Raw genomic sequence first — 23,237 nt, forward strand, 5'->3', positions numbered from 1 at the left:
TCTGTTGCCTAATTTGACATTTAAATTTCTAAACCTTATTTATTAGATATATACACACCACACAAAATTACTCCTAAACAGCCTACTTGAAAAATACTGATGCTTTCGCCATAGTAATAACCCCAAGCTACTGCAATAAATGGTATGCCATACGTAACCATTGCTGCAAATAAAGCACCGGCTCTTTTTACCAATCTGTAAAACAAGACAGATGCAAAGGCTGTACCCACCATACCTAGTACACAAGCTGCGGCTGTAGAACCAATGACTTTTGTACTAGTAAATGGTTGTGCAAAATAATCTGTAACAGCCAATATAATAACACAAGGAATTATTAAAAATACAAATGCCATAGCAGCGATATTAATAGAAGCAATGCCTTGCATGTATTTACTTACGATATTAACGTTTACCGCATAAAAAACGGTTGCTAGCAATACTAGCGATACGTAAAAAATATTCCCCAAATCGAGCCTACCATTAGGCGCTACTAGAAAGTATAAACCTACCAAACCAACCATAATGCCTATAATTTTTTGTGGCTTAGGTTTTAACTGAAAGAAAAATACACCTATAAGCACTGCACATAAGGGTGTGAGCGAGTTAAGCATACCAGTTAATGCGCTGCTTAATTGTGTTTCTGCAATGCAAAATAAAAATGCCGGAAAAAAGCTGCCTAACAAACCAGATAAAACTACCACACCTAATTTTTCTTTGGGTATTTGCGTAAATGCTTTGGCTGCAAATGGCACCAACACCACACCTGCACTTAAAATACGTAAGGCTGCTACTTGGTAGGCACTTAAAGCCTGCATACCAATTTTCATTAGTAAAAACGAACTGCCCCAAATAAGCGACAACACGATAAATAACAACCAATTAATAACTTTATCTCTCAAGTAACAATCTATTTTGCTACAAAGGTTATAGATTTATACTACCAAATAGTTTTTTACCAAACATTATTACAATGTCTAAAATTTCGCTTGCTAAAATTGATACCAAAGCGCCTAAAGGCTTTTCTAAAGAACAAACCAGGGCTAAAACAGCCAAGCTTTTAGAAGAATTAGATGAGTTACAAAACCTATTGTATGCAGAAAGTAAACATTCTGTTTTAATAGTAGTACAAGGCATGGATGCAAGTGGTAAAGATGGTGCCACACGCAATGTATTTGGCAAGATGAATCCACAAGGTGTAAGTGTGGCATCATTTAAAGCACCTACGGCTGAAGAATTAAGCCATGATTTTTTGTGGCGCATTCATAAACACGTACCAGCAAAAGGCATGATACAAATATTTAACCGCAGCCATTATGAAGACATTTTAATTACCCGTGTACACAACATGATTGATGACAAAACTGCCAAGTTGCGCATGAAAGCCATCAACGATTTTGAGTCGTTATTAACCCAACATAGCAATACGCATATTCTTAAATTTTACCTACACATTTCACCAGAAGAACAGCAACTAAGGCTTGAAGAACGCTTACAAGACCCACGTAAAATGTGGAAATACAATGAGAACGACTTTAAAGAAGCCAAACTTTGGGATAATTACATGAAAGTGTACCAAGATTGCTTTAACCATTGTGGCGATATTCCTTGGATTATTACACCATCAGACCAAAACTGGTATAAAGAGTACATTATTGCTAGCACTTTACACAAGCTATTGAAGAGTTTAAAAATGCAATATCCTGGCATAAAAAAATAGACCCACAATAAGCTACCATAAGCGTATATTTAAAAGATGAACTACTTAGCCCACGCATATTTGTCTTTCAATATTCCAGAAATATTGGCTGGAAATATGATAAGCGATTTTGTGAAGGGTAAAAAGCAGTACGATTATCCTACAGGTATTCAAGTAGGCATACGGTTACACAGAGCCATAGATACATTTACAGATAGTCATCCATTTACCAAACAAGCTAAAACCTTTTTTCAGCCAGCCGTAGGGCCTTATTCTGGTGCATTTGTAGATGTAGTGTACGATCATTTTTTAGCAAAAGACCATTCAGAATTTATAGATGATGCAGGCTTGCAAACTTTTGCTACCAATACTTATTTATCGCTCAAAAATCTTGCACCAATACTGCCAGAACAATTTGTAAATATGTTGCCATCTATGCAGCAGCATAATTGGTTGTACAATTACCAGTTTATGCAGGGTATAGAAAGTAGTTTTAAAAATGTAGCTCGTAGGGCTAAGTATTTAGATAATTCGGATGCTTACTTTCAACTTTTTCAAGCGCACTATGTTTCTCTTGAATGGTGCTATGCTAATTTTTTTAAAGACGTTAAAAAAATGGCAATAACCTTTTTAAGTACCGAAGGTTTTTTATAAGCGCCTATATATTTGCATACAAACTAGATAAAATGAAACGACTATTTTTAGCCATTTGTATTGGTATTGCCACATTGTGCCAAGCGCAACAAAAGCCTACAGAACTAGACAAAAGCCCACTTGACATGAGTTATTGGCCGGCTAATTATCCATTTTTAAAAATGAGTGGTAAGGCTAAAGATATGCCTGTAGCAAGAGTTCTGTATAGTAGACCATTGAAGAATAATAGACCAATATTTGGAGGCATTATTAAATACAACGAGATATGGAGGTTTGGTGCAAATGAAGCCACTGAAATTGAGTTTTTTGTACCTGTGAAAATTTATGGTAAAAAAATTGCAAAAGGTAGATATACCATGTATTGCTTACCAGCTGAAGGTAAATGGACTATCATCATAAATAAAGACAATTACAGTTGGGGCAATTTTGTATATGATGAAAAGAAAGACATATTAAGAACTATTATTGCATTAAATAAAACAAGCGATGCGGTAGAAGCCATGACTATGTACTTTGAAGATACAAAAGCTGGCGCCAATTTGACAATTATGTGGGATGATGTTAAAGCTACGTTACCCATTGTTTTGTAGAAAAAGTTAATATAACCAAGAGCCCCAAACGTTGCACGCTTGGGGATTTTTTTCATCCAAACCTATAAGGTTTCTAAAACCTTATAGGTTTAAAATTATCCTTTCATTTCAGTATAAAACTGATGGAAATAAGGGATGGTTTCTATGCCTTTGTAAAAGTTAAACACATCAAATTTCTCGTTAGGGCTGTGCAGGTTATCGCTATCTAAACCAAAGCCCATAAACACAATTTTTATACCCAACACCTCTTCAAATAATGCACAGATAGGAATACTGCCACCACCACGTACAGGTATTGGTTCTTTGCCAAACGTTGTTGCAATCGCTTTTTCAGCGGCTTTATATTCAACGCTATCTATCGGTGTCATGTAAGGCTCGCCACCATGGTGTTCCATCGCTTTTATGGTAACGCCTGCCGGTGCCATTTGGGTAAAATAAGCAATTAGTTTTTCAGTAATTTTTACAGATGATTGGTTAGGAACTAAGCGTGTAGAAATCTTTGCAAATGCTTTTGATGGCAATACTGTTTTTGCACCTTCGCCTGTGTAGCCGCCCCAAATACCATTTACTTCTAGTGTTGGCCTAATGCCTGTTCTTTCGTTGGTTTTGTAGCCTGCTTCACCCCATAATTCTGTAATACCTAGGTCAGTTTTATATTCAGCTTCATCAAATGGTGCTTGTGCCATTTTTGCTCTTTCTGCTGGTGTAGCATCTACTACATCATCGTAAAAACCTGGTATGGTGATGTGGTTGTTTTCATCGTGACAAGCAGCTATCATTTTTGCCAACATGGTAATAGGATTTGCCACTGCACCACCATACACACCACTGTGTAAATCACGGTTTGGCCCAGTCACTTCTACTTCTATATAGCTTAAGCCACGCACACCTACATCTATACTTGGTGTATCCATGCTTAGCATTGATGTGTCACTTATTAGCACCACATCTGCTTTTAGCAAGTCTTTTTTCTCTTTTACAAAAGTGGCTAGGTTAGGGCTACCTATTTCTTCTTCACCTTCTATTATAAACTTAACATTATTATTTAGTGTGCCTGTTTTTACCAATGTTTCTAAGGCTTTTACATGCATGTAAAACTGTCCTTTATCATCGCAACTACCACGGGCAAATATTTTACCATCAATAATTACAGGTTCAAATGGGCCGCTGTTCCAAAGTTCAAGAGGGTCAGCAGGTTGTACGTCGTAATGACCATAAACCAATACTGTTGGCTTGCTTGGGTCTACCATTTTTTCACCATACACAATGGGGTGGCCTGCTGTTGGGTAAATGGTTACAGTATCTGCACCTGCCTCTAGCAAGCTTTGTTTTACAGCTTCTGCACAAGTGAGCATATCTGCATTGTGTTCGCTTTTTGCACTTACACTAGGTATGCGTAACAAAGCCAATAATTCTTCTAAAAAGCGGTTTTTATGTTGCTGTTGATAGTCTTGCCAAACACTCATAGTTTGTGATTTATAGTTTGAAATTTATTATTTAACATCGGTAGTCGCAAGTAATCGTTTTTCGCTAGTTAATTAACGTTCCTTGCGATTAACGCCTTCACGACTTTCGTTTTCTTACGTTTCACTTCTTCCAATGCTTCCATGTTTCAAATTACTGCTAATATTTTCTAACGTAAAAGGTATTTTTTGGGTAAATGGATGTTGCCGCACTGTGCAATCCATTTTATCGCAAATGCTACAGCTAAAAGGCATACAACCATCTGTATGTACAAAAAGTTCAAATGCTTTACCAAATTTCTCTTCAATCATCGCACTTAGCTCGTCTATTTCTGCATGTGCCTCATGAATGTTCAAGTACCAAGGCACTGTTAAGTGACAGTCTACATGCAAGGTGCTACCGTATTTTATCACACGTAGGTTGTGCAAGTCTATCCAATTGGGTTTTCTATTGGCATTTAAAATGGTTACAAATTGTTTCAACAAGTCATCATCGGCTTCATCCATAATACCTGCAAGTGACTTGCGAATAATGCGATACCCATTGTATAAAATCAAGCCACTTACACCTAGTGCAATCACCGTATCTAGCCAAATCCATTTGGTGTACAAAATCACTACCAAGCCCACAATTATAGCAATGGTAGAATAGGTATCTAATTGCAAATGCTTACCACTACTTTCTAGTGCAATTGAGTGGTTGCGCCTGCCTATTTGCAGGCAAATATAACCTGCTACATAGTTGATTAAACCTGTAATACCTACTAATATCAAGCCTGTATCAAGCGATTCTATTGGTCTGCTATCAACCAAGTTTTGAATGGTTTGCCCAATAATTAAAATACCTGCACCAATAATTAATGTACCCTCAACAGCCGATGATACAAACTCTGCCTTGCCATGCCCATAAGGGTGGTCGCTGTCTTTAGGTTTTGCCGCTACGTACAAGCTGTACAAGCCTATAAAACCTGCCAACACATTTACAATACTTTCTAAGGCATCGGTAAGTATGGCTAGTGAATGGGTTAAGAAATAAGCGATGATTTTTGTTGCAAATAGCACCACACTAAGCACTGTAATACCAAGCTGCACCCGAAAATTTTGTTGTGATTGTGTTTGCAAAACAGAAGACATTTAGCGATGCAAAGTAGGGAAAGAAAGGCAAAGTTGCAGATTACAAGTTACTGGTGGCTAGGTGATAGTGTTACCAGATTTTGTACTGCTACGTAGCACAAAATCTGGTAACGCAAAAAAGTTCTAACAAAATCTTCATACTTAAAAATTAGTTGCATAAACAACTTTATTGTATTTTCACGTTCTAAAATTGGTTGCCATGCAAGAAGCATACATTATTGCAGGATTTAGAACTGCTGTTGGAAAAAGCAAAAAAGGTGGATTGCGATTTTTTCGCCCCGATGATCTAGCCGTAGAAGTGATTAAAGGCTTGATGGCTAGCGTACCTGAACTAGATTATAAATTGGTAGACGATGTGATTGTAGGCAATGCGGTGCCTGAGGCCGAACAAGGCTTGCAGTTTGGGCGCATTATTGCCGCAAAAGCCATGGGTATAGAAGTGCCCGGTATTACCATTAATAGATACTGCGCTAGTGGCCTTGAAAGTATTGCTATGGCTACCGCCAAAATAAGAACTGGCATGGCCGATTGTATTATTGCTGGTGGTACAGAAAGTATGAGCCTTGTGCCTACGGCTGGCTGGAAAACAGTACCATCTTACGCTATTGCAAAAGATGAACCCGATTATTATTTAAGTATGGGCTTAACTGCAGAGGCTGTGGCCAATGAATTTAAAGTTACTCGTGAGGATCAAGATGTGTTTGCAGCAAACTCTCATGCCAAAGCTAAAGTAGCCATAGACAATGGGTATTTTAAAGAAGGTATTTTACCAATTACGGTAGAGCAAACTTATGTAAACGAGAAAGGTAAACGTGCCGTAAAAAGCTACGTGGTAGATACGGATGAAGGCTTGCGTGCAGATACTACGGCAGAAGGATTAGCGAAACTAAAACCTGCATTTGCCATAGGTGGTAGCGTTACAGCTGGCAATAGTAGCCAAACGAGTGATGGTGCAGCTTTTGTAATAGTAATGGGCGAAAAAATGATGAACAAATTGGGCTTAAAACCGATAGGTAGATTGGTAAACTGTGCAAGTGCTGGTGTTCACCCACGCATAATGGGTATAGGCCCTGTGGCTGCTATACCCAAAGTGCTAAAACAAGCCAATATGAACTTGAGTGATATTGATTTAATAGAACTGAACGAGGCTTTTGCATCGCAAAGTATTGCTGTGATAAGAGAACTGAGTTTAAACCAAGACATTGTAAATATTAATGGTGGTGCTATTGCGTTGGGTCACCCATTAGGTTGCACTGGCGCTAAATTGACTGTGCAAATACTAAACGACATGAAACGCCTAAATAAGAAATACGGTTTGGTAACAGCTTGTGTAGGTGGTGGGCAAGGTATTGCAGGGATTATTGAGAATTTGTAACCTGAGTAACCACTGATGAATGATGAGGGGTTTGATGGGCTATGATTTTATTTATACAACAAGAGAGCCGATGCAATTGCATCGGCTCTCTTGTTTCTACCATAATATGGTTTAAAACTTACCCCTTAGGCACTGTGGTAGCTGCATTGCCACCACTACTTTCTCTTGCAGTTACTTTATTATTGTGCTGCGCTACTAAAGCGTTTAACTCATTTACCAATGGGGTGTATTTACCTGTAGTATCTATATTATTACGGCTATCTATTTGCACCATCAAGGCTTCGTAGGCTTTTATCACTTGTGGTTTTAATTCACTAGCACTTTCTTTAGGTTTTAAAGTGTACTTTTTATTACGCTCTAAAAACTTGGCGTTAAATGTTTGGTTAGCCGATTTTAATTCTGCTATCCAACTTGTAATGCCAAGCGTAGCAAAAGCTGCTATTAAAATAGGATCGGTTTCAAATTCAGTTACCATCTTGTCTAAAATAGTAGTTTCGGTAGTATCGCTTTGTACTTGAATATCTTTACCATATTTGGCTATGCAATCAAGTATGGCTTTAGCTGCCTGTCTTTTCGCTTCATTAAAATGCGATAGAAAACCAGTTGCCACCGTTTTAATACCCATAAAAGCCACATCACGCCTTACATCCTGAGCTTCTATTTCTTTACTTTCAGGGCTATCTTTTTGGTAGGCATAGGCGGCATCTATTTGTACATGTTTTGCTTGCAAGGCATCCATAAAGGTTTTTACTTCTGGTGCTACAATGGCATTGCCCGTAATAATGGCTAGGATGTTTTTAATAAAATTAATCAAGTCGCCAAGTAGGTAGCGAGAAGTGGTTGCTTTTGTAATCATAATTGGTTGTTTTTTGAGATACTAAAATACAAACCAATAGTATATCATCAAAAAAATATTTAAAGAATTTTTTGCTTCGCAAAAGCCCATTTACTAGTTTCTACCTATTTGCGCAGCGAAAAAAGCCCCCTCAACCGATTAATTATACTTCTTTTACTATACAGAAGCCCATTTATTGGTTAAAACCACTTTTGCGAAGTGAAAAAAGCACCCCTAACCGGTTAATTATACTTCTTTCACTATACAGAAGCCCATTTACTGGTTAAACCCACTTTTGCGAAGCGAAAAAAGCCCCCTCAACCGGTTAATTATACTTTTTTAACTATACAGAAGCCCAGTTACTAGTTAAAGGCTCTTTTGCGAAGCGAAAAAAGCCCCCTCAACCGATTAATTATGCTTTTTTTACTATACAGAAGCCCATTTATTGGTTAGATGCGTTTTTGCGAAGCAAAAAAAGTACCTGTAACCAATAAATGATACTTTTTTTACTATACACAAGCCTATTTACTGGTTAAACCCACTTTTGCGAAGCGAAAAAAGCCCCCTCAACCGATTAATTATGCTTTTTTAACTATACAGAAGCCCATTTATTGGTTAGATGCGTTTTTGCGAAGCAAAAAAAGTACCTGTAACCAATTAATGATACTTTTTTTACTATATACAAGCCTATTTACTGGTTAAACCCACTTTTGCGAAGCGAAAAAAGGGTAAAACACTAGTGCGAGCAATAATTGTAATTGACAAAAGCACAGTGCAAGGAGTATTACCGATTTGTAATGAAATTATTTTCTACTATCAATTACAAAATATCTATTATTTTTATGTCAATTTTAGTGCTCACTAAGGGCAAGAATGCAAAACCAAAACTTTACGATAACAATGAAACAACTGTACAAAGTGTTAATGGCTGGACTTATTTGTTTAGTATTTATATTATCGATACAATCATCACAAGCACAAGGCTGCTGGAAAGTACTAGCGAAAGGTTGTTCAGCTAACCATACTATTGCTATAGCACAGGATGGCAGTTTATGGGCTTGGGGACAAAATACTAATGGGCAAATAGGGGACGGCACTAACATACAAAGAAATACGCCTGTACAAATAGGTAGTGCCATTAATTGGAAATCAGTGGCGGTAGGACGCAGCTTTACCACAGCCACAAAAACAGATGGTACATTATGGGCTTGGGGGTATAACTTATATGGACAATTAGGTGATGGAACGAATACACAAAGAAATAGTCCTGTTCAAATAGGCTCAGCTACAAATTGGGAGTCAGTATCAGCTGGGCAATTCAACAATTTTGCAATCAAAAAAGATGGGACATTATGGGCTTGGGGCTCCAATAGTTCAGGCGAATTAGGCGATGGCACTAACACCCAGAAGAACAGCCCTGTGCAAATAGGATTATCTAACAATTGGCAGACGATAGTAGCGGGATTTAGTCATACCATAGCCACTAAAATAGATGGGACATTATGGGCTTGGGGAGATAACCAATATGGGCAATTAGGCGATGGCACTACTACAAATAAAAATATCCCCATACAAATAGGTACTTCCACTAACTGGCTCAAAGTAGCTGCAGGAAGTTATCAAGGGATTGCTATTAAAGCTGATGGTAGCCTCTGGACTTGGGGGAAAAATGATTTTGGACAGTTAGGCGATGCAACAAATACTGACAGAACTAGCCCTGTACAAATAGGTAGCGCCACCAATTGGTTTTCTATATCTGTTGGATTAGCACATACTATAGCTACCAAAACAGATGGGACATTGTGGGCTTGGGGATGGAATATATATGGACAATTAGGAGATGCCACGACCACTAATAGAAACAGTCCTGTACAAATAGGTTCTGCTAGTAACTGGCTAATTTTAGCATCTGGAGGTTTTCACAATATTGCTACAAAAAACGATGGCACTTTATGGGCTTGGGGATATAATTTATACGGACAATTAAGTGATGCTAGTACTACTAATAAAAATATACCAACGGCTATCACTTGCCCTTCTAGTAATGGTTCACCAGCACAAGGCTGCTGGAAACTAGTAGCAAAAGGAAGTTCTGCATATCACTCTGTAGCCATTAAGACAGATGGTACATTATGGGCTTGGGGTATTAACAGTGATGGACAACTAGGAGACGGAACTTTTATTAATAAAACAAACCCTGTGCAAATAGGTATTGACACTAACTGGTCAACAGTAGCAGTTGGTGGACAATATACTATTGCAATCAAAACCGATGGCACATTGTGGGCATGGGGTAATAATCAATATGGCCAATTGGGCGATGGCACGATTTACAATATAAAAAATACACCAATACAAATAGGCAGTTCAACTAACTGGCTTCAAGTGTCAGCAGGATATAGACATACAATAGCTATCAAAAAGGATAGCACTTTGTGGGCTTGGGGGCTTAATGATAATGGGCAATTAGGCGATGGTGCTATCATTAAAAGAATAAGTCCCTGGCAAATAGGTACTGACAAAAACTGGTCTACAATCAGTGCAGGCTTTGGACATACCATTGCTACCAAATTAGATGGCACATTATGGGCATGGGGATATAATTTATACGGCGAATTAGGTGATGGCACTTATACTCAACGAAACACACCTGTGCAGATAGGTGCTGCAACTAACTGGCAAAGAATTGAAGCAGGATATTATTATACCATTGCGATTAAATCTAATGGTAGTATATGGTCTTGGGGATATAATGGTACTGGACAATTAGGCGATGGCACAACTCTAATATTTAGAAACACGCCTATGCAAATAGGCACTGATATCAACTGGGTTACTTTAGCAACAGGTAGTTCTCATATAATTGCTACTAAAACTGATGGTAGCTTATGGTCTTGGGGATATAATAATACAGGACAATTAGGTGATGGCACTTATACTCAACGAAATATTCCTGTGCAGATATATAATACTGCCATTGGACAAATGATATCAGCAGGAAATGCTCATTGCCTTATCATTAAAAATGATGGCAGTTTATGGGTTTGGGGAAATAACGTATTTGGGCAATTAGGGAATGGCACTAATGATAATAAAAATATCCCCAACTCGGTCTTGTGTCCTTCAAATACTACTTTACCTGTAACTTATACGAGCTTTACTGCAACCAAACAAGGCATTACTGCTCTGCTTAACTGGCAAACCACAAATGAAGTGAACAATGCCTATTTTACTGTACAGCATAGTATTAATGGTACATCTTGGGTAAATATTGGTACTGTAAATGCAAGTAATGGTAGTTATAGCTTTGTACATACTACACCTGCTAGTGGCAGTAACTATTACCGCTTACAACAAGTAGATAAAGATGGTAAAAGCAGTGTAAGTGAAGTGCGTAGCGTTAATTTTTCTAGTGCTAATGGTAAACTATCTATTTATCCTAACCCTACCATTGGTAGCAATATGGTTATAGATATAGCGAAAGACATAATCAAACCTATTAGTTACGGTATGTACAATGCGTTAGGTGTTCTAGTGCAGCAAGGTACTATTAGCCAAAGGCAACAAACAATTACTATTGGTACGATTTCTAATGGTTTATATCTACTAAGACTATCAGATGGACAAACTGCTAGCTTTATAAAACAATAGGCTAATTTCACACAAAGCAACAAAGGAGGCAAAGGGCACAACGTAATTTTATTGTTAGGGATTTGAAAGGGGTTGCCAAGAATGAAGCCTAAATGCAACAATCAGATTGCTTCGTACCTCGCAAAGACGGTGTCAATTCTAGTAGCGTTGCCAACTTTTACAATAACAAAAGAGCCGATGCAATTGCATCGGCTCTTTTGTTATTATCTTTCAATCATTCACATCATTTCAATCAGTGGTCAATCAGCGGTTAATACCCAAGAATCCACGCAAAAATCAACGGCGCTACAATAGTCGCATCACTTTCTACAATAAACTTAGGTGTATGAATGTCTAGTTTGCCCCAAGTAATTTTCTCGTTTGGCACCGCACCAGAGTAACTACCGTAAGAGGTGGTAGAATCAGAAATTTGGCAGAAATAACTCCAGAAAGGTACATCGTGCCACTCTAAATCTTGGTACATCATAGGCACTACGCAAATAGGAAAATCGCCAGCAATACCACCACCAATTTGGAAGAAACCAACACCTTTACCTGCGCTGTTAGCTCTGTACCACTCAGTTAGCCATACCATGTATTCAATACCGCTTTTAACTAAGTCAGCTTTAAGCTCACCTTTAATGACATAGCTTGCAAAGATGTTACCAGTGGTACTGTCTTCCCAACCTGGACAAACAATTGGGATATTTCTTTCAGCAGCAGCAACAATCCAGCTATCTTTTTTATCTATTTCATAGTACTGTTCTAGCTCGCCACTTAATACAGTTTTGTATAAAAACTCATGTGGAAAATAACGTTCACCAGCAGCAGCAGCATCTTTCCATTGTTTTACCAAATGCTTTTGTAAGCGACGAAACGCTTCTTCTTCTGGTATGCAAGTATCGGTTACACGGTTGTAGTGGTTTTCTAACAAATCCCACTCATCTTGTGGCGTTAAATCACGGTAGTTAGGTACACGTTTGTAGTGACTATGTGCTACCAAGTTCATCACATCCTCTTCTAAATTAGCACCTGTGCAGCTAATAATATCTACTTTACCTTGGCGAATCATTTCGGCAAAAGAAATACCCAATTCTGCCGTACTCATAGCACCAGCAAGGGTTACCATCATTTTTCCACCTTCTAGCAAATGCGTTTCGTAGCCTTTTGCAGCATCTATTAAAGCAGCCGCATTAAAGTGACGGTAGTGATGTTCTATAAATTGAGAAACAGGTCCTTTACTCATATTGTTTGTTTTATTAAGGCGGCAAAAGTAGTTTTTTAGCGGCTTATTGTAGGTATTTTGTGTTATGTTTTTATTGTTACCAATGCTTGTAGCCTAGCCGTTTGATAAAATCTACAAGAATTACTGATAAAGTAAACAGAACGCAATAAAACAAAGCGTTTCGCTAGCATCTTTGTAGTGCATCGTAATTTATGTTACACACCAAGCAGTCATATTACCAAAGTCACCAAAAATTACCATTTATTGGTATTGATGGTCAGGCCAAACTTAACGCAGCCAAAGTATTGGTGATAGGTGCAGGTGGCTTGGGCTGCCCTTGCTTGCAATATTTGGCTGGTGCAGGCATTGGCACTATTGGTCTTGCAGATTTTGATACGATTTCATTATCTAACCTACACAGGCAATTGTTATTTACAGTAGATGATATTGGGCAATTAAAAACAGAAGTGGCTGCAAAGCGATTGGCGCAGCATAATCCCAATATTCAACTTAATACACATCCATTATTAGTAGATAAAGACAATGTGTTGGCGCTATTGAATGACTACGATGTAATAGTAGATACAACAGATAATTTCGAGGTACGCTATTTAATTAATGATGCTTGTGTGGTTTTGCAAAAGCCTTTGGTATATGGCGCTATTCATCAAATAGAAGGCCATGTAACGGTTTTTAACTACCGAGGTTCTGCAACGCTGCGTTGCTTATTTCCTGAAAATACGAATACCAATGCAATACCAAGCTGTGCAGATATTGGTGCGTTTAATATTACCACAGGTATAATTGGTGTGATGATGGCTAATGAAGTAGTGAAAGTATTGTTGGGCAATGAAAATGTATTAGCTAACCAATTGTACTGTATAGATGTTGTAACCACAAAGTCACGCACCATTAAATACAAGCTTGTAGCAGAGAGCTTGGTAAAAAGTAAGCAACGATTTACTGCGAAATCAATAAACATAACTGTTACAGCTGAAGAGTTGTACCAACTTATTACAAGTAATAAAGTCATACAACTTGTAGATATTAGAGAAAGTTATGAGCGAGATGAAATAATTGAAACCAGCATACATATACCAATTAGTGATTTAAGCGAACAATTAACGCTTTTGCCCAAACAACAAACAATCGTTTTATATTGTGCCACAGGCAATAGAAGCTTGCAAGCAGCTACCTTATTTCGCAAACAAGGCTTTGAAAATTTGTATAGTTTGCAAGGTGGTATTGGTTATTTTACACAACAATATGCTGAACTAATAAAAAGGTAACAGCACATTTAATAGAACAGAATGGTAGACATTTCACATAAAAAAATAAGCCTAAGAACAGCCAAAGCGGTTGGCATCATCTTTTGCACAGAAGCTAGCATTTTGCAAATACAAAACAACAATTTGCCCAAAGGCGAATTGTTTAGTGTAGCAAGGGCTGCGGGCTTTTTAGGTGCTAAAGCCACACCACAATTATTACCACATTGTCACCCTGTTACTATAGATGGTTTGAACATAGGATTTGAATATTTAGATGCTACAAAACATAGTGAATTATTTGGCGAAGTCATTGTTTCAAGAACAGGCATTGTAATAATAGGCGAGGCAAAATCTATAGGTAGAACAGGCATAGAAATGGAATTACTAACAGCAGTATCGGTAGCTGCGTTAGAAATTTACGATATGCTAAAACCAATAGACAAGCAGCTAGAAATAGGCCACATAAAACTACTAGAAAAAACAGGCGGCAAAAGTGATAGGGCAAAATTTTTACAGCGTTCAAATACCTGTGCAGTGCTTGTTTGCTCTGATTCTACAGCTAATAATGAACGCATAGATACAAGTGGTACGCTAATACAAGAGATGCTAGAAAAAGCCAACGCTACTGTGGTTGATTATAAAATAGTAGCTGATGATATTGCAGCCATTCAGCAGCAAATTTTAGAATGGGTAAAAGCAGATATTCATTTCATATTTACCACAGGTGGCACAGGCTTAAGCGCAAGAGACAATACGGTAGAAGCAGTAAAAGCAATGATAGATATAGAAGCGATTGGTATTGCAGAAGTGATGCGACAATATGGACAAATTCGTACACCATTAGCTATGATGAGTCGTGGTGTGGCAGGTGCTATAGCACAAACCATGGTAGTGACACTACCAGGTAGTGCTAAGGGCGCAAAAGAATCACTTGAAGCTATTTTACCAGCTATTTTTCATGCGAGAGAAATGCTTGAAAACAAAGGTCATTAACCATTTCATTGCTCATGATTCATTACGAAAAAGCACAACAAATAATACTAGCACAAGCTAAACCTTTTGCCACTGAAAGCATTGCACTAAGTAATGCGTTAGGTAGAACATTGGCAGAAACTATTGTTGCTGACAGAGATTATCCACCATTTAACAGAGCCACAATGGATGGCTTTGCTTTCAATTACGCAGACTTTGAAAAAGGGATAAAACAATACCAGATTATTGATACCATTTTTGCTGGAAGCACTACCAATAAGGCATTACAGCAAGGTGAATGTTATAAAATAATGACAGGTGCAGCAGTACCACAAAGTGCCAACGTGGTAATACGAAAAGAAGATACGAGTGTCGTTAACAATCTTGTAACCCTAGATATAGAGAGCTGTAAACTGTTTCAAAATATTGCTAAGCAAGGTGAAGATATTACAGCCGAAACAAGTATTATTACAAGCAATAAAATTTGTACACCAGCAGTCATCAGTGTGCTAGCTGCTTTAGGTAAAAGTACCGTAACTGTTAAGCGTTTACCAAGTGTAAGCATATTTACTACTGGCAATGAAATTGTACCTGTAGAAACGAATCCTATTGATACGGTACAAATACGTAATAGTAATCAGTATTTACTAAAAGCATTACTACAACAATGGCAAATACAACCAAGTATTTGCAAGCATTTACAAGATGATAGAGCCGCATTAACAACAGCATTTAAAGAAGCGTTACCAGGCGATATCATTATTATTAACGGTGGTGTTTCTGCTGGTGATGCAGATTATGTACCTGAAGTACTGACTAGTTTAGGTGTACAATCATTGTTTCATAAAATAGCTATAAGACCAGGCAAACCGCTTTGGTGTGGCAAGCTACCAAATGGTGGTTTAGTATTTGCATTACCAGGTAATCCATTTTCATGCATGGTTACGTTTCAGCTATTTATTAAGCCTTATTTATTGGCTTGTTTTGGCTTGTCACAACAAGCATTTTTACAACTACCTTTAGCTACAAACAAGATAAAAAACGTGGGCCTAGATGAATTTTTTCCAGCACAAATACAAGCTGTACCAATGAGCATAACACCTTTACAATTTAAAACATCAGGCGATGTAAAGGCCACGCTCTTTGCTGATGGCATTGCCTTACATCCATCAACAGCACAAGCTTTAGAAGCAAATACTATTGTGAACTATTTACCTTTTAACTACTAGCATTCAACAATGAACACAGCAATTATTCTAATACCGCTACTACTATTAATAGTTGGCTTTTTATACGCCTCGGTAGGGCATGGTGGCGCTAGTGGTTATATAGCTGTATTGAGTTTATTTAGCATTGCAGCAAATACTTACAAGCCAGTAGTTTTAATCATCAATATTATAGTTGCAGGTATTGGTTTTATTAGCTTTTACAAAGCAGGCTACTTTAAATGGAAATCATGTTGGCCATTTTTAATTACCTCTTTACCTTTTGCTTATTTGGGTTCAAAACTAGTTTTACAAGATCATTTACATAATCTATTACTTGGCTTAGCGTTTATATTTCCAATACTACGTTTATCGGGTATTTTACCAAGCAAAAGCAAAGAAAAGATTCAAAGTATTCCTTTACTAGCAGCATTATTTATTGGTGCTATTTTAGGATTTGCCGCCGGCATGTTAAACATTGGTGGTGGTATTTTTTTAAGTCCTGTGTTAATATTGTTTAGTTGGGCCACTGCAAAAGAATCTGCTGCTGTATCCAGCTTATTTATTGTACTAAACTCAATAATGGGGCTACTTGCAGCAGGCTTACCTAACCTTGCCGTTTTCAATACAACCATGTATTTGTGGATATTTGTAGCCGTTATTGGTGGTGCTACAGGTGCTTATTTTGGTAGTAATAAATTTCAGCAAAATACAGTACGTTACATGCTGGCAGCAGTATTAACTATTGCTAGTGTTAAATTGATTTTCTTTGCATGATGAATAGTGTGGTAGATGCATATGGTAGAAGTTTTAAAACACTTAGAGTAAGCTTACTCAATAAGTGTAACTTTAACTGTACCTATTGTACAGAAGGTGAAGGCCAAGTAAAAGAAGCTACCGCTGGTCTTTCAGTAGAAGATTTGTTACAACGCATTGCGCATTTACACCAACACTTGCAACTAGAAACAGTAAGGCTTACAGGTGGTGAGCCAACATTGTATCATCAACTGGTAGAAGTAATAGCAGGTATAAAAGCTATTGGCATTAAAAACATCAGCATTACTACCAATGGTTTTTTACTTGAAAAATTGGCTGCGCCAATGAAAGCTGCTGGCTTACAAAATATCAACATATCGCTTGATGCGATGGATGAAGCGGTATTCTTTACCATAAATAAACGCAACAATGTTCAACGCATAATAGATGGCATTTTAGCTGCGCAAAAAGTAGGTTTACAAGTAAAGCTAAATGCGGTAATTATGAAAGGCATTAACGAATCGCAAATACTACCGTTAGTTGATTTTGCTTTTGCTAATAACATTACTATTCGCTTTTTAGAAGTAATGGCTATGGGGCATTTGCACCATCAACCACAGCAATATTTTTACTCACAAGAAGATTTGCTTCAAACAATTGCTAGCAAGTATCGCTTTACAAAAATTGATAGAAAAAGTGGTGCTACAGCTAATTATTGGCAAACATCTGAAGGCCATACTTTTGGTATTATTGCTAATGAATCTGCACCATTTTGTAGCGACTGTAATAGATTAAGGCTAGATAATAATGGACATATTTTTGGTTGTTTAAGTAGCAATCAGCCAATTAAAATTAACGATTGGAATAACCATCAAGAAGTAACTGAAAAATTACAAGAAGCCTTGTTACAAAAGCAGTCTGTAAAGTTTACAGGTAGTAGCTTGAGTATGTTACAAATTGGTGGTTAATAAAAAACAATACCATGAAGATTGAAGTTTTTGCAGCATTGAAAGATTATTTTGATAGTGAGTTTGAAATCACGAGCAATGCAAGTTCTATTGATGCTTTAAAGGGGTTATTGGTTAACTTGCAACCGTCAGCAATTGACATATTAGATACTTGTCGATTTGCAGTGAACGACGAGTTTATTGATAACGATTTTCAACTACAAGAAAGTGATACCATCAGCATTATACCACCAAGCAGCGGTGGCTAATTATATTTCAGTAGAACCATTAGATGTGATGGGTTTATTTGCGCAAGCACATCATGAAAGCGCTGGCGCCATTGTATTGTTTAGTGGCGAAGTAAGAAATAGTCACAATGATAAGGAGGTTCCATTTCTAGAGTACGAAGCCAAAACCTCGATGGCTAACAAGATGATTGAAGCCATACTGCTTGAAGCCACAGAACGCTATGGCTTATTGGTAGCAAAAGCGGTTCATAGAATAGGCAAAGTAGCAGTGAGCGAACCAGCAGTGGTAGTAATTACAGCAGCTGGCCACAGAAAAGAATCTTATGAGGCCAATCAATTTATTATTGATAAAATAAAACACGAAGTACCTATTTGGAAATGCGAAATATTTGCTGATGGTACAAAGCTTTGGGGCGGCAATTGTAATTGTCATTAAACGGTGTGCATCAACCACTTAATTGCAATAATTAAGCAAGTATTAAAAAAACTTGTTTCTGTTATAAATTCTTTCAATAAAAATAAATGAGGTATAGCGCTAGTTTTAGGTATAAAATTAAACCTAAACCATGCTTAGCTGGAGAAACTTCTGGATTAGCAATCCCAAATCTTTTGGTATTGTTATGCAAAAAAGCACAGAATATTTTGTAGAAAAATGCTTGCTTAATAACATCATTAAAAAAGGTTCATCTATTCTTGATTATGGCTGTGGGCCTGGCTATCTTGCCAATATTGTTGCAGATTACCCAAGTAAATACTTAGGCTTAGATATTTCTTCAACATATATCAATGTTTGTAAAGAAAATTTTAGCAAACACGAACAATTTCAATTTCAGCTGTTAAATACAACTGAAGATAATACAGCTTCATCCATCAAGCAACTATCCAATCATTTTTTTGATACAGTCATCATTTTGAGTGTGATTCAGTATTTAGGTAGTAAAGAAAAAGTGGCAAACCTCATTGAGTCAATTTTGCCAAGTTTAAAACCTACTGGCGAAATTATTTTGGCAGATGTTATTGACTCTGACAAACATTTTTTGAAGGACTTATTTTTCGTTGGTATTTACAGCGTCCAGAAGGGATACTTTTTTCAATTTTTAGAATTTGCTGCCCGATTAAGATTTTCTAGTTATAACAAACTAAGACTTAACCATAAATTACTAATGCTTAGTCAAAAAGAGATTGGCGACATTTGCAAGCAACTAAACCTTCAATACACCGTTTTAGAAGCGAGTACTTTACAACAAAGCCGAAAAACTTATCTTATACGTTTCTAACTTTAAATATTTAGCGCCTTATGAATTTGTCTTCTGTCATATCGTTTTTCAATAAGCCTTTATTCAGTTCAAAAAAAACGCTCTATATCGTGTATGCTATTGCTTGCATTTTGATAAGTTGTAAGGTAGCTTTTTTAGAAAAATGCGATAACTATGATTGTTTTGCAGCCTCGCATTTTCATTTACTCAATAACCAAAATTTATATATAAGCTATCCACTTGAATATCATACAGAATATAACTATAGCCCTTTGTTTGCTTTACTAATGGGTGCATTTGCGTATTTACCCAATTGGCTTGGCATTATCTTTTGGAATATTGTAAATACCATACCGTTTGTTATAGCAATTAACTTGTTGCCAATTGCTGACAACAAAAAAATATTCGTTTACTGGTTTTGCTTGATAGAATATATCACAGCAGCTGAAAATGTACAAACAAACGCAGCAGTTGCAGCTTTCATAGTACTCGTATTTATTTATCAAAATAAAAAATCAACAACATTTGCTAGCCTATTTTATGTGTTTGGTATTTTTTTTAAAATATATGTGCTTACTGCGGGTGTATTCTGGCTGATATTTAATAAACGATTAAGTTTTGTGGCAAAAGTAATTGGCTGGGCCATTTTATTTTTTTGCTTGCCTTTATGTGTGGTTTCGTTTAAACAAATACTGTTTTTATATGAAAGTTGGATCCACAGATTACAGGCACAATCTAACAGAGTAGCTTTGGGTGTACTAGGGTTAGCACATGTTTTACAAATCAATATTGATAAAATTTGGATAATGCTTACAGGTACTTTAATTACCCTTTTTGCACTCCTAAAAAAACAACTGTATAGCAGCCTGCAACTACAACTTTTGTACTTAGCAGCTATTTTAATGTTTACCGTATTATTTAATCCTGGTGTAGAATCACCCACTTATATCATTTGTGTGGTAGGTGTGGCTATATGGTACATTAATAAACCAAGAACAACTTGGGAAAAATGGATAGCAATATTGGTATTTATCTTTACATGCTTATCGCCTACCGAGCTTTTTCCTCGATTTATAAAACAACAGTTTTTTGTACCATATCACATAAAAGCAGTGCCTTGTTTTATTACTTGGCTAGTGTGTATGTATGAGATTTTTACTTTTACTAAAAAAGAACAAACTCGTAATCTATCGGCTTGAGCATTTCTAATTTCTATTCTTAGCATTTTCTTGTTCTATGCTTTACCTGTAATTGATTATTTTGCAAGCATTCGCAAATATTGACCCTTTTAAACCTTTGCTTGCAATTTTATGCCAAAGAAAATATCGATAGTAATTCCTGTTTGCAACGAAAAAGGCAATATACCTACCATGGTAAAATCATTACAAGAAGTAATGTTATCCTTGCCATATACTTATAACATCACTTATATAGATGATGGTAGCGACGATGATACACTAGACCGGATTAAGATTTTTGCAAAACAATTTGACAATATTTTTTTTATATCATTCTCTAGAAATTTTGGTCACCAAAATGCACTAAAAGCAGGCTTTGATTTTAGCGATGGTGATGCTGTAATTACGATGGATGGTGATTTACAACATCCACCAGAATTAATTCCTGTATTGATAGAGCAGTGGGAACAAGGAAATGATATTGTGTACACTATTCGCAACGATCATCAAGAAATGCCATTGATGAAACGTAAAACATCAACACTATTTTATAATATTCTTAATCGTTTGTCTGATATAGAACTTGAAAGTGGTACAGCTGATTTTAGGTTAATGGATAAACGTGTGGTAGAAATTTTTAGAAATTTTAAAGAAGCCGATTTGTTTTGGCGCGGTCTTGTAAAATGGCTTGGCTTTAAGCAAATAGGTATTGAATACGAGCCTGCTGAACGTAAAGAAGGAAAAAGCAAATACACCTACAAAAAGATGATGCAACTTGCCATTAGAGGTATTACATCATTTAGCCTGAAACCATTGGCCATCGCTACTTATCTTGGTTTTACGTTCTCGTTATTAGCATTGCTATACATACCTTATGTTATTTTTAGTTTAGTATATGGTCATCCTGTAACCGGCTGGGCCTCAATGATTGCTACTATTGCTTTTTTTGGGGGTTTACAATTAATGATCCTTGGTATTATTGGTATGTATTTGGGTAAATTATTTATGCAAAGCAAAGAACGCCCTCACTACATTATTAAAGAAAGCAACCTGTAAATGAGCCGTTCTATTCTACTAAGTTTTGATGTTGAAGAGTTTGATATGCCATTAGAATATCAACAAGAAATTACGCTAGCTGAACAACTCAAAATTGGCAAGCTTGGGCTTGAAGCAATCATGCCAATTTTAAATGATAAAAGCATTGCAACAACTCTATTTACCACTGCTACTTACGCTATCAATTTTCCTCAAGACATCAAAGCTTTAGCGCAGCAGCATGAAATAGCATCACACACTTACTACCATTCTAATTTTGAAGATGCACATTTATTGTCTTCAAGATTAGCACTTGAAGCCATTACACAAACACCTGTTACAGGCTTGCGTATGCCACGTATGCGAAAGGTTGAAATGAGCGAGGTATTGAAAGCTGGCTATGTCTACGATTCGTCAATTAATCCTACTTTTTTACCAGGTCGATATAATAATTTACACCTACCAAGAACGGTGTATCAAGATGAAGACATGACAAGAATACCTGCATCGGTAACGCCAAATTTTAGAGTGCCGCTATTTTGGTTGGCATTTAAAAACATGCCTTACTTTTTGTTTAAAAGCTTAGTATCACAAACGCTTAAAAAAGATGGTTATGTGTGCTTGTATTGTCATCCTTGGGAATTTTCTGATTCGATAGCAAATACAGCATTACCAAACTATACCAAACGTTGGTGTGGTAAAGTTTTAACTGATAGATTGCAGCGCCTTGTTACTGACCTTAAAAAAGAAGGCGACTTTATCTCTATTCAACAGTTTTTAAATACTAACAACTAAGTGCTACATTAGCTATAAATACTCTTGTAGCATGTACATTAATATATCAGAAACGCCTGTAGCACAGTACCAACAATGGTTACAATTTGCCATTGCACCAAGACCTATTTGCTTTGCCAGCACCATAGATGCTAGTGGTAATGTGAACTTGAGCCCATTCAGCTTCTTCAATTTGGTATCGTACAAACCAGCAATTGTTGTGTTTTCTGTAGTAAGAAAAATGCGTGACGGCAGCACTAAGCACACCTTGCAAAATATACTTGAAGTGCCAGAAGTAGTCATCAATATTTGCGATTATGATATGGTGCAACAAATGAGTTTAAGTAGTTGCGAATTTGCAAAAGGCACTGATGAATTTATAAAAGCTGATTTTACAAAAACAGCAGCTACACTTGTAAAACCACCAATGGTACAAGAAGCAAAAGTACAGCTAGAATGTAAAGTACTTGAGGTAAAAAGCCTGGGTGACAATGGTGGTGCAGGGCAATTGGTAATTGCAGAAGTGCTAAACATGCACGTAGATGATAGCATTTTAAACGATGCGGCTAATATGATTGACCCAAAGAAACTAGCACTCGTAGCAAGGCTCGGTGGTGACTGGTATTGCAAAGTAGATGCTACCAACTTATTTGAAATTGATAAGCCAACTACACAAATAGCCATTGGTATAGATGCGCTGCCGAGTAGTATTCGTAGTAGCAGTATCTTAACTGGTAACAATTTAGGCCAACTAGCCAATGTAGTAGAAATACCTTTTGTAGATGCAACTTTTACAGATGATAAGTTGAAAAATATTTTTCAATACTATGCTTTAAACCCTACCGATATGGAACAAGAACTGCACAGCTATGCCAAAGAATTATTGGCACAAAACAAAGTGCAAGCAGCTTGGCAGGTGCTGTTGGCTGGTGAAAACATGTAGAACACCTTCAATCATTCGTGTAATTCGTCCAATCCTTTAAAATTCGTGTAATC

22 protein-coding genes are annotated in these 23,237 nt (G+C 36.9%); 17 read left to right on the forward strand and 5 right to left on the reverse strand.

Annotated features, from left to right (window positions below; genetic code table 11):
• Positions 1-35 precede the first annotated feature (35 nt).
• A complete protein-coding gene (locus ACT9TX_RS10625; RefSeq protein ID WP_481338266.1) occupies positions 36-899 on the reverse strand; it encodes a DMT family transporter in 864 nt (287 codons plus the stop codon).
• Between the two features lie 71 nt (positions 900-970).
• On the opposite strand from ACT9TX_RS10625, the gene ACT9TX_RS10630 reads away from it, so the two are divergent.
• The 3 genes from ACT9TX_RS10630 to ACT9TX_RS10640 are packed head-to-tail and all read left to right on the forward strand — an operon-like array spanning position 971 to position 2,940.
• Entirely contained in the window at positions 971-1,717 is a 747-nt protein-coding gene (locus tag ACT9TX_RS10630; RefSeq protein ID WP_481338267.1) for a PPK2 family polyphosphate kinase, read from the forward strand.
• Positions 1,718-1,753: 36 nt separating this feature from the next.
• Positions 1,754-2,350: an acyl carrier protein phosphodiesterase gene (locus ACT9TX_RS10635; protein WP_481338268.1), complete on the forward strand. Its 597-nt coding sequence runs from the start codon at positions 1,754-1,756 to the stop codon at positions 2,348-2,350.
• A 32-nt stretch (positions 2,351-2,382) separates the two neighbouring features.
• The gene (locus ACT9TX_RS10640) at positions 2,383-2,940 is read left to right on the forward strand and encodes a DUF2911 domain-containing protein (RefSeq protein WP_481338269.1); all 558 of its coding nucleotides are present in this window, start codon (positions 2,383-2,385) and stop codon (positions 2,938-2,940) included.
• Positions 2,941-3,035: 95 nt separating this feature from the next.
• On the opposite strand, the gene ACT9TX_RS10645 is transcribed toward ACT9TX_RS10640, so the two are convergent.
• Both ACT9TX_RS10645 and ACT9TX_RS10650 read right to left on the reverse strand, forming a co-directional pair.
• Positions 3,036-4,406, reverse strand: coding sequence for a dipeptidase (locus ACT9TX_RS10645; protein WP_481338270.1), 1,371 nt, complete (start codon positions 4,404-4,406; stop codon positions 3,036-3,038).
• Positions 4,407-4,520: 114 nt separating this feature from the next.
• Positions 4,521-5,495: a cation diffusion facilitator family transporter gene (locus tag ACT9TX_RS10650; protein ID WP_481338271.1), complete on the reverse strand. Its 975-nt coding sequence runs from the start codon at positions 5,493-5,495 to the stop codon at positions 4,521-4,523.
• Between the two features lie 241 nt (positions 5,496-5,736).
• On the opposite strand from ACT9TX_RS10650, the gene ACT9TX_RS10655 reads away from it, so the two are divergent.
• The gene (locus tag ACT9TX_RS10655) at positions 5,737-6,912 is read left to right on the forward strand and encodes a thiolase family protein (RefSeq protein ID WP_481338272.1); all 1,176 of its coding nucleotides are present in this window, start codon (positions 5,737-5,739) and stop codon (positions 6,910-6,912) included.
• 118 nt (positions 6,913-7,030) lie between these two features.
• Here ACT9TX_RS10655 and ACT9TX_RS10660 read toward each other — a convergent pair whose 3' ends face one another.
• Positions 7,031-7,768, reverse strand: coding sequence for a DUF6261 family protein (locus ACT9TX_RS10660; RefSeq protein ID WP_481338273.1), 738 nt, complete (start codon positions 7,766-7,768; stop codon positions 7,031-7,033).
• An 879-nt stretch (positions 7,769-8,647) separates the two neighbouring features.
• Between ACT9TX_RS10660 and ACT9TX_RS10665 the strand changes: the two genes are divergently transcribed.
• The gene (locus ACT9TX_RS10665) at positions 8,648-11,398 is read left to right on the forward strand and encodes an RCC1 domain-containing protein (protein ID WP_481338274.1); all 2,751 of its coding nucleotides are present in this window, start codon (positions 8,648-8,650) and stop codon (positions 11,396-11,398) included.
• A 250-nt stretch (positions 11,399-11,648) separates the two neighbouring features.
• Here the strand turns inward: ACT9TX_RS10665 and ACT9TX_RS10670 are convergent, their stop codons facing one another.
• Positions 11,649-12,623 carry a deoxyhypusine synthase family protein gene (locus ACT9TX_RS10670; protein WP_481338275.1) on the reverse strand — a complete coding sequence of 325 codons (975 nt, stop codon included), beginning with the start codon at positions 12,621-12,623 and terminating at the stop codon, positions 11,649-11,651.
• A gap of 191 nt (positions 12,624-12,814) precedes the next feature.
• On the opposite strand from ACT9TX_RS10670, the gene ACT9TX_RS10675 reads away from it, so the two are divergent.
• The 12 genes from ACT9TX_RS10675 (at position 12,815) to ACT9TX_RS10730 (ending at position 23,184) form a co-directional block, all read left to right on the forward strand.
• Positions 12,815-13,891, forward strand: coding sequence for a ThiF family adenylyltransferase (locus ACT9TX_RS10675; RefSeq protein ID WP_481338276.1), 1,077 nt, complete (start codon positions 12,815-12,817; stop codon positions 13,889-13,891).
• 21 nt (positions 13,892-13,912) lie between these two features.
• Positions 13,913-14,863, forward strand: coding sequence for a bifunctional molybdenum cofactor biosynthesis protein MoaC/MoaB (gene moaCB / locus ACT9TX_RS10680; protein WP_481338277.1), 951 nt, complete (start codon positions 13,913-13,915; stop codon positions 14,861-14,863).
• 14 nt (positions 14,864-14,877) lie between these two features.
• On the forward strand, positions 14,878-16,071 hold the full coding sequence (locus ACT9TX_RS10685; RefSeq protein WP_481338278.1) for a molybdopterin molybdotransferase MoeA: 1,194 nt from the start codon (positions 14,878-14,880) through the stop codon (positions 16,069-16,071).
• A 9-nt stretch (positions 16,072-16,080) separates the two neighbouring features.
• The gene (locus ACT9TX_RS10690; RefSeq protein WP_481338279.1) at positions 16,081-16,824 is read left to right on the forward strand and encodes a sulfite exporter TauE/SafE family protein; all 744 of its coding nucleotides are present in this window, start codon (positions 16,081-16,083) and stop codon (positions 16,822-16,824) included.
• Entirely contained in the window at positions 16,821-17,771 is a 951-nt protein-coding gene (locus ACT9TX_RS10695) for a GTP 3',8-cyclase MoaA (RefSeq protein ID WP_481338280.1), read from the forward strand. Before ACT9TX_RS10690 ends, ACT9TX_RS10695 begins: the two co-directional genes overlap by 4 nt.
• A gap of 14 nt (positions 17,772-17,785) precedes the next feature.
• The gene (locus ACT9TX_RS10700) at positions 17,786-18,019 is read left to right on the forward strand and encodes a MoaD/ThiS family protein (protein ID WP_481338281.1); all 234 of its coding nucleotides are present in this window, start codon (positions 17,786-17,788) and stop codon (positions 18,017-18,019) included.
• Positions 17,979-18,434 carry a molybdenum cofactor biosynthesis protein MoaE gene (locus ACT9TX_RS10705; RefSeq protein WP_481338282.1) on the forward strand — a complete coding sequence of 152 codons (456 nt, stop codon included), beginning with the start codon at positions 17,979-17,981 and terminating at the stop codon, positions 18,432-18,434. Before ACT9TX_RS10700 ends, ACT9TX_RS10705 begins: the two co-directional genes overlap by 41 nt.
• A 130-nt stretch (positions 18,435-18,564) precedes the next feature.
• A complete protein-coding gene (locus ACT9TX_RS10710) occupies positions 18,565-19,275 on the forward strand; it encodes a class I SAM-dependent methyltransferase (protein ID WP_481338283.1) in 711 nt (236 codons plus the stop codon).
• Between the two features lie 20 nt (positions 19,276-19,295).
• Positions 19,296-20,453, forward strand: coding sequence for a glycosyltransferase 87 family protein (locus ACT9TX_RS10715; RefSeq protein ID WP_481338284.1), 1,158 nt, complete (start codon positions 19,296-19,298; stop codon positions 20,451-20,453).
• Positions 20,454-20,564: 111 nt separating this feature from the next.
• Positions 20,565-21,488, forward strand: coding sequence for a glycosyltransferase family 2 protein (locus ACT9TX_RS10720; RefSeq protein WP_481338285.1), 924 nt, complete (start codon positions 20,565-20,567; stop codon positions 21,486-21,488).
• Positions 21,489-22,262: a polysaccharide deacetylase family protein gene (locus ACT9TX_RS10725; RefSeq protein ID WP_481338286.1), complete on the forward strand. Its 774-nt coding sequence runs from the start codon at positions 21,489-21,491 to the stop codon at positions 22,260-22,262.
• Between the two features lie 31 nt (positions 22,263-22,293).
• Positions 22,294-23,184 carry a flavin reductase family protein gene (locus tag ACT9TX_RS10730; RefSeq protein ID WP_481338287.1) on the forward strand — a complete coding sequence of 297 codons (891 nt, stop codon included), beginning with the start codon at positions 22,294-22,296 and terminating at the stop codon, positions 23,182-23,184.
• Positions 23,185-23,237 lie beyond the last annotated feature (53 nt).

The organism is Parasediminibacterium sp. HNIBRBA5674, from assembly GCF_056745525.1.

What these genes read in the sequence shown, in the direction of transcription:
- ACT9TX_RS10630 (WP_481338267.1), top strand. Translation starts at nt 971, where the DNA reads ATGTCTAAAATTTCGCTTGCTAAAATTGATACCAAAGCGCCTAAAGGC.
- ACT9TX_RS10635 (WP_481338268.1), top strand. Translation starts at nt 1,754, where the DNA reads ATGAACTACTTAGCCCACGCATATTTGTCTTTCAATATTCCAGAAATA.
- ACT9TX_RS10640 (WP_481338269.1), top strand. Translation starts at nt 2,383, where the DNA reads ATGAAACGACTATTTTTAGCCATTTGTATTGGTATTGCCACATTGTGC.
- ACT9TX_RS10645 (WP_481338270.1), bottom strand. Translation starts at nt 4,406, where the DNA reads ATGAGTGTTTGGCAAGACTATCAACAGCAACATAAAAACCGCTTTTTA.
- ACT9TX_RS10655 (WP_481338272.1), top strand. Translation starts at nt 5,737, where the DNA reads ATGCAAGAAGCATACATTATTGCAGGATTTAGAACTGCTGTTGGAAAA.
- ACT9TX_RS10660 (WP_481338273.1), bottom strand. Translation starts at nt 7,768, where the DNA reads ATGATTACAAAAGCAACCACTTCTCGCTACCTACTTGGCGACTTGATT.
- ACT9TX_RS10665 (WP_481338274.1), top strand. Translation starts at nt 8,648, where the DNA reads ATGAAACAACTGTACAAAGTGTTAATGGCTGGACTTATTTGTTTAGTA.
- ACT9TX_RS10670 (WP_481338275.1), bottom strand. Translation starts at nt 12,623, where the DNA reads ATGAGTAAAGGACCTGTTTCTCAATTTATAGAACATCACTACCGTCAC.
- ACT9TX_RS10675 (WP_481338276.1), top strand. Translation starts at nt 12,815, where the DNA reads ATGTTACACACCAAGCAGTCATATTACCAAAGTCACCAAAAATTACCA.
- moaCB (WP_481338277.1), top strand. Translation starts at nt 13,913, where the DNA reads ATGGTAGACATTTCACATAAAAAAATAAGCCTAAGAACAGCCAAAGCG.
- ACT9TX_RS10685 (WP_481338278.1), top strand. Translation starts at nt 14,878, where the DNA reads ATGATTCATTACGAAAAAGCACAACAAATAATACTAGCACAAGCTAAA.
- ACT9TX_RS10690 (WP_481338279.1), top strand. Translation starts at nt 16,081, where the DNA reads ATGAACACAGCAATTATTCTAATACCGCTACTACTATTAATAGTTGGC.
- ACT9TX_RS10695 (WP_481338280.1), top strand. Translation starts at nt 16,821, where the DNA reads ATGATGAATAGTGTGGTAGATGCATATGGTAGAAGTTTTAAAACACTT.
- ACT9TX_RS10700 (WP_481338281.1), top strand. Translation starts at nt 17,786, where the DNA reads ATGAAGATTGAAGTTTTTGCAGCATTGAAAGATTATTTTGATAGTGAG.
- ACT9TX_RS10710 (WP_481338283.1), top strand. Translation starts at nt 18,565, where the DNA reads ATGCTTAGCTGGAGAAACTTCTGGATTAGCAATCCCAAATCTTTTGGT.
- ACT9TX_RS10715 (WP_481338284.1), top strand. Translation starts at nt 19,296, where the DNA reads ATGAATTTGTCTTCTGTCATATCGTTTTTCAATAAGCCTTTATTCAGT.
- ACT9TX_RS10720 (WP_481338285.1), top strand. Translation starts at nt 20,565, where the DNA reads ATGCCAAAGAAAATATCGATAGTAATTCCTGTTTGCAACGAAAAAGGC.
- ACT9TX_RS10725 (WP_481338286.1), top strand. Translation starts at nt 21,489, where the DNA reads ATGAGCCGTTCTATTCTACTAAGTTTTGATGTTGAAGAGTTTGATATG.
- ACT9TX_RS10730 (WP_481338287.1), top strand. Translation starts at nt 22,294, where the DNA reads ATGTACATTAATATATCAGAAACGCCTGTAGCACAGTACCAACAATGG.